Source organism: Paenibacillus sp. J5C2022 (assembly GCF_025567625.1).
Classification (GTDB): domain Bacteria; phylum Bacillota; class Bacilli; order Paenibacillales; family Paenibacillaceae; genus Pristimantibacillus.
This window is the reverse complement of record NZ_JAOQJC010000051.1, coordinates 46,267-52,849: the sequence shown is the minus strand read 5'-3', so window position 1 is coordinate 52,849 and position 6,583 is coordinate 46,267. Positions and strand designations below refer to the sequence as shown.

General features: G+C 54.0%; 5 protein-coding genes. All 5 read right to left on the bottom strand.

The features are described 5' to 3' along the window. Nucleotides 1-407: 407 nt before the first annotated feature. Nucleotides 408-914 (bottom strand): glutathione peroxidase, encoded by a 507-nt coding sequence (locus tag M6D81_RS27840; protein WP_317259171.1) that lies wholly within the window; start codon nt 912-914, stop codon nt 408-410. A 420-nt stretch (nt 915-1,334) separates the two neighbouring features. Next, nucleotides 1,335-1,793 carry a divergent PAP2 family protein gene (locus M6D81_RS27835; protein ID WP_262680508.1) on the bottom strand — a complete coding sequence of 153 codons (459 nt, stop codon included), beginning with the start codon at nt 1,791-1,793 and terminating at the stop codon, nt 1,335-1,337. Nucleotides 1,794-1,825: 32 nt separating this feature from the next. Beyond that, nucleotides 1,826-3,490, bottom strand: coding sequence for an alpha-L-fucosidase (locus M6D81_RS27830; RefSeq protein WP_262680506.1), 1,665 nt, complete (start codon nt 3,488-3,490; stop codon nt 1,826-1,828). A gap of 85 nt (nt 3,491-3,575) precedes the next feature. Further along, nucleotides 3,576-4,829, bottom strand: a complete 1,254-nt coding sequence (locus M6D81_RS27825; RefSeq protein WP_262680504.1) for an alpha-L-fucosidase — start codon at nt 4,827-4,829, stop codon at nt 3,576-3,578. Nucleotides 4,830-4,848: 19 nt separating this feature from the next. Next, nucleotides 4,849-6,579, bottom strand: a complete 1,731-nt coding sequence (locus M6D81_RS27820) for an ABC transporter substrate-binding protein (RefSeq protein ID WP_262680502.1) — start codon at nt 6,577-6,579, stop codon at nt 4,849-4,851. Between the last annotated feature and the right edge of the window lie 4 nt (nt 6,580-6,583).

The following is a 6,583-nucleotide window of genomic DNA, read 5'->3' as shown; positions in this document are numbered from 1 at the left end:
GAATTCTATGATTGACCCATATTTGATGGTGCAGACTCCAGAATTAAGGGGCTGAACCGATTTTGTATGTTCTTTCGTACAAACCGCTCTGTCAGGCGCCTTATGGGCGCGTTTTTGTACGCTTTTTCGTACAAACTCTGCTAAGCCGATCGGATGAAGCACGGGTTGATCGGACTATGTGGCGAATCTGAGCGATGGTAGGTACCTTTGTTGGCGGGACGAGGCACGGTTGGTGGAGCTACGTGACCATTTTGAGCGATAGCGCACACTTTTCTCCTCATTTCCGAGGCTATGTGACCATTTTGAGCGATAAGCGCCGACTTTCGGGCGAACGAGTCACTCTTGGCGGGGCTATGTGTGTATTTTGAGCAATAGGCAGCGGCATTAGGAGAGCAGCGTTATTGCGATCAGGTTATAGACGGGGGCTGGAGCAGTCTTATAATGTCGTCCTCAATTTTGGCCGGCTCGTCCGTCGGGCCGAAGCGTTTGACGATGCGGCCTTCGCGATCAACCAGGAATTTGGTAAAGTTCCATTTGATCGATTTCGATCCCAGTACGCCCCTTGCTTCCTCTGTTAGCAACCGGAACAACGGATGCGCCTCTTTTCCCTTCACATCGACTTTGGAGAACAACGGGAACGACACCCCGAAGTTGATTTCACACGCCTGAGCAATTTCACTGTCTTCACTTTTCTCCTGATTGGCGAATTGCGAGCATGGAAAGCCGAGCACGGCAAACCCCTGCTCGCGATACTCATCGTGCAGCTTCTGCAAGCCTTTAAATTGCGGTGCGAACCCACAGCCTGTCGCAGTATTGACGATCAGCACGACTTTGCCTTTATAGGGGTCCAGCGTTCCCGACTCCCCACGTATGGACTTCACTTCTATATTGTAGATAGACTTCTCCGACATCATTCAATTCCTCCCCAAAAAAATAGATATGATCTAATTAAATTGTATACAATTTAATTTGTCATGTCAAAGATGCCGTATACACACTGTCGCGTAAACCGCCCCATATTGCATTCCGACGCAACAAGTCCCGCCGGCTCATGCACGAACCGACGGGACTATACATTAGGACTGTACATTGAGACTGTACATTGGGACATGCGCATTGAGACTGTACATTGGGACCGCACACCAAGACTGTACAATGAGACTGCACGTTGGGACTGCACACCAAGACTGTACATTGAGACTGCAAGTTGAGACTGTACGTTGGGACTGCGCATTGGAACTCCACGTTGGGACTGCACACCAAGACTGTACATTGAGACTGCACGTTGGGACTGCACGTTTCTGCATCGTTGGGACCTTCGGGAACGCTGCAAGCTATCGCGATGTGATCGCGCCGAGAGCGCCGACGACTGCGCCAAGCAGAGCGCCCGCTGCAACTTCTCTTGGCTGGTGGCCGAGCGATTCCTTCAGCTTCTCGCTTCGGCGCTTGTGATAGATGCCGGGATGATGGCCGGCAAGCTGCTCCACATCCGCATCCAGATCGTTCACCTGGATCGCGATCTCTCCCGCATGTCTGCGAATATTCATCGCATCGTACATGACGATAATGCCAAGCATGGATGCAATCGCGAACTCAGGCGTCTTGACGCCATGCTTCATCGCAGTGTAGGCGGCCAGCGCCGTCACTCCGCTGGAATGGGAGCTGGGCATGCCGCCGGAACCGATAATCTTCCCTGGCTTCCATTCTCCCGACTCCTTGTAATGACACGGTATTTTGAGCAATTGCGCAATGCCGACCGCAGCCAGCGCTGTACCTAATCCTCGATTGGCCACACCGTCACCCTTCCTGCTAACGTATATGAGCGTTAGCGTTCCCCTATCGGTTGCATACGATGCGACAGGCGAAATACATGAGCAACGGGTGCCGGTCCTTGCAACTGGGACTCCGGCAATCTGACGGCTATTCCCTCGTCTTCCCTCTTCCATTCCAACGCAACCGGAGTCTCTCCCAGCAGCACAACTTCACTCACTTCTTCCTTATAAGGGAGTTCCACCCACTCTGTTAAGATGCTATCCTCGGAAGGATGCAGGTGGAAGCCGTACACATCGGAACCTTTGCAAGTAAAGGCCCATTCGCCGGTGTAATACGGGGCGCATATGCGCGTGCCGTAGATGGATTCGCCATACACCTTCAGCCAGGCGCCAAGCTCCTTCATCCTCCGGATGGCCCCTTCCGGCAGTCGTCCGTCCGGCTGCGGGCCGACGTTCAGAGCCAGATTGCCGCCCTTGGCCACGACTTCTACCAGCATATGAACCAATTGGCGAAGCGGCTTATACTCGTCCTCATAGCGGAAGGAGAATGACGTTCCCATCGTAATACAGCTCTCCCATGGAATACTCATGGGGTGCTCCGGAATCGTCTGCTCCGGCGTCACGTAATTCTCATACGGACCGCCTACCGTCCGATCCGCCGATAGAAGCCATGGCTGTCCGGCTTGGCGGGCCCGCTCCACAGCCTCGCCTAACCTGATATCTTGTCCCAAGCGTCCTGCCCTTACCCAGCCAGCATCCAGCCACAGAATATCGATACGCCCATACTCCGTCAACAATTCCTCGAGCTGAGCATGGGTGAATTGCACGAATTGCTCCCACAGTTCCGGATGCTGCTGCGGATCGTAGGACGGTCCACGCCAGGTCGTCTCGCTTCGTTCCATCCCGGGAGCCCAATAATGGGGCGTATGCCAGTCCGCTTTGGAGAAGTAGGCCGCGATCGGAAGCCCCTTCTCCCGGAAAGCATCGAATAGATGTCTGCATATATCCGCCTTCGGATGACGATGGAACGGCACCTTCTTATCGGTTATGCGATAGTCTGTCGTCTTTGTATCCCACATACAGAAGCCGTCGTGATGCTTGGTCGTAAAGATCAAATACTTGAACCCATTGTCCGCGGCGAGCTCCGCCCACAGTTCCGGCTGGAAGCGAATGGGATTGAACGTCTCATTCAAGCCGAAATACTGCTGCTTGAACTGTTCCCCGTCCACTTCCCAATCGATGCCATTGCGCGACCATTCCTCATCCTCGTCGCTAAGCGCCCAAGACTCCACGATGCCCAGCTGGGAATAAGGTCCCCAATGCATCATCAGGGCAAGCTTCTGGTCCTTGAACCATTCCAGCCGCTCCAATGTCTGCTCGTTGTCAGGCTTGATCCACTCTTTCTCGCTGCTGAAGGAATGGACGCCTTCCTGAACGCCTTCTTGCTCTTCGTATTCCTGCTGCTCTTGTCCCTGCTGCTCTTGTCCCTGCTGCTCTTGTCCGTGCTGCTCTTGTCCCTGCTGCTCTTGTCCGTGTTGCTCTTGTCCGTGCTGCTCTTGTTCCTGCTGCTCTTGTCCGTGCTGCTCTTGTCCCTGCTGCTCTTGTTCCTGTTGCTCTTGTCCGTGTTGCTCTTGTCCCTGCTGCTCTTGTCCGTGCTGCTCTTGTCCGTGTTGCTCTTGTTCCTGCTGCTCTTGTTGCGCCTGCTGCGCTTCCGCCATAAGCTTTCCCTCCAACTGTAGATGAACTGCGAACGAGTGCCGATCGCCGCCGCGGCCGCTATTCAAGCTCTACGTAGCCAACGCTCTACTCCCCCGCATAATGGAAGGAGAGCGAGCGTATCGCAGGCTCTCTGTCGGCTTCCGTCACTTCCAATATTACGCCCCGCACCTTCACGGCCGGCAGCCGGATGATCGCCTTGTGCCCGATATTGCGGCCTTCATACACCGTCTCCGCTCGATGCGACTTGCTCGTAATAATCGTAATTTTATAAGAGCGGATGAACTCGCCTTCCGTCAAATCTTCCTGCACCACAATATGATCCAACAAATGCGCCGTATCCGTGCGGTATATCCACTGATTCCCGTTGCGCTCGCATTGCTCCAATGTGGCGACTGGGCTCCCGAATCGCCGTTCGATTTCCTTGCCGAGCTCCTTCAATCGATCTACGTCCGGAGCCGGCAGCAGCCCTTCACGGTCAGGCCCGATATTGAGCAGCAGATTGCAGCCCCGTCCGATCGACTGGTAGTACAATCCAACCAGCTCATCCCTGCTCTTGAGCGTGTGCTCATCATGCTCGCTGTAGAACCAGTTCGAGCGCATCTGCACATCGCATTCCGCAGGCAGCCATAACGGGCCGTCCAGCTTCTCCTTCTCCTCCGTCAATATGGAGAAATCTGTGGAGTCCACCACGTTCCAGCATGGGACCGGCGCGATGCCGTCTTCGTTCCCCACCCAGCGGAAGTCGGGATCGCCCATATTGAAGATGAGGATGTTCGGCTGCATGCGTCTGATCTCCCGAATAATTCTGGGCCAATCATACTCATGTCCTTCCGAGCCGCAGCCGTCGAACCACAGGATGTCGATATCGCCATAGTCCGTCAGCAGTTCGGTAATCTGGTTCACGAAGTAATCGTCATAGGACTTGGCGTCAGCGGCATAGAAGTCCGCTGAGCCGTCGAAGGGAGAGTAATACAAGCCAGGCTTTACATCGTATTTGCGGCAAGCAGCCACAAATTCGCCCACGACATCCCCCTTCCCGTCCTTCCATGGCGATGCCGCAACGCTGAAGCTGCTGTATGCCGTCGGCCAGTTGGAGAAGCCGTCGTGATGCTTCGCCGTCAATACCGCATATTGCATGCCCGCTTCCTTCGCCGAGCGAATCCATTGCTCGCAGTCCAGCCCATCCGGCCGGAACGCTTCGGGCGACATCGGCCTCTCATCGAAATCCGCATAGCCTTCATAGAAGGTTCGAAGGCCGAAATGCACGAACAATCCAAATTCCCAATCTTGAAAAGCCAGTTGTCTGGCCGTAGGTTTCACTGTACTTGTATTCAACACATAAACACACCTTCCCAGGCTAGTTTGAGCCCGACAGTCCTCTCTGATAGACTTCCTTGTATTTATCCACCTGGAGACCGTCGAAGCCTTTTACATAATTCTCCCAATCCTTCTCGATATCCTTGCTGCCGGTAATAAACTGTGCCATGTTGGACGTGACGTAGTCCCGGATTGTCGTACGCAGTTGCGCCGCAATCTCCGCATCCTCCAACGGAATGAAGACGCTGGTCGGGTACATCTCCGCCGACTGGTACGGTTCATACTTCGCAGATTCCCGCTTCAGCCGCACCTCGTAGGCGCCTTCCGCCATCGGGTCCTGCAGCGCTACCCAGGAATCGCGATATTGGTACGTGCGCAGCGATGGCCCGATCTGCTCCCAGCCGTCGTTATGCGTCGGCTTTACTTCCTCTTGCGGAATGAGATAATACTTCGCCTGATCCCCGTTCATATCCAACTCGCCCGCTTCCGCCTTGCGCCAATTGACGCCTTCAACGCCGCGCTCCTGCTGAACGATCGCTTCCTCTGTATACAAGTAGTCCGCCAGCCGGACAGCTGCAATCTGTTGCTCCTTAGTCGCTTTATTGGTAATGGCCATCTGCGAATTGCCGACGCCGCCGAAGTAGCTCGCTTGCTGAACGCCGTTCGGCCCTTTCAGCGGCGGAACAGTTACATATTCCTTATGGCGCGGATGGTCGTCGTCCGGGCTAAGCGCATAGCTGATCAGCGCCGTCGTAATTGCACCCAATACATTATCCGGCTCCCGATTGCCAAGCTGGTTGATCGCATCGGCATTCTGTGTGAATGATGCAGGATCGATCAGACCTTCTTTGTACAATTTGTTCAAATAGAGCAGTCCTTGCTTCCACTCTTCTTTATCCGCTACCAGATCCACCTTGCCGTCTACGACGCGCAGCATCGTTCCGCTCTCCTTCGAGGAATAATCGTCGATAATGAAGCTGTTCATCAGGAATGCGGCGATATTGCCCGCCCACATATCGTCGGAGCCCGTCAACGGAATTTCATCGGCTTTGCCGTTGCCGTTCGGGTCCTGCTCCTTGAATGCCTTCATCACTTCATAGAATTCATCGGTCGTTGTCGGCATGCTCAATCCCAGCTTGTCAAGCCAAGCCTGATTGATCCAGAGCTTCTGTGCGAAGTTGCAATGATAGCATTCATTGATTTGCGGCAGTGCATAGATGTTGCCGTCCGGTGCGGTGATGGAGCTCTTCAGATAAGGCAAGTCTTCCATCGCTTGCTTGAAGTTCGGCATATACTGATCGATCAGATCGTTAAGCGGGATGAAGACGCCTTGCTTGCCAAACTTCATCTGCTCTTCTTTCGTCAGACTGCCGTGCAGGATCACCTCCGGATAGTCGCCGCTGGCAAGCATAAGCTGCTTCCGGTCGTTCAAGGAATTATCGGGTACAAGCTCCCAATCGATTTGAATGTTCGTTTTCTCCTCCAGCATTTTGGTGAACGTGTTCGTCGCCATATTTTCGATGCTGGCGAGCTGAGGCGCGAACATTTTAATGGTCATTTTCTCCTTCACGATGGGATACTCGCCCACCGGAGTGAAGAGATCGTCCTTGGAAGCATCCGGCTTCTTGTCCTCGCCGCTTTGTACATTCTGGCCGTCTTGCTTGCCTGTACCGTTATTGTTGTCATTGCTCGAGCTGCATGCGCCGAGTACGAGAGCCATAATAAGCCATGTGGCCAACATGCTAGTCATGATCCGGTTTTTCTTTTTCATTTTG

Bases quoted from the DNA above. Each gene is read 5' to 3' on its own strand.
- M6D81_RS27840 (WP_317259171.1), bottom strand. From the start codon at position 914: ATGATGTCGGAGAAGTCTATCTACAATATAGAAGTGAAGTCCATACGT.
- M6D81_RS27830 (WP_262680506.1), bottom strand. From the start codon at position 3,490: ATGGCGGAAGCGCAGCAGGCGCAACAAGAGCAGCAGGAACAAGAGCAA.
- M6D81_RS27820 (WP_262680502.1), bottom strand. From the start codon at position 6,579: ATGAAAAAGAAAAACCGGATCATGACTAGCATGTTGGCCACATGGCTT.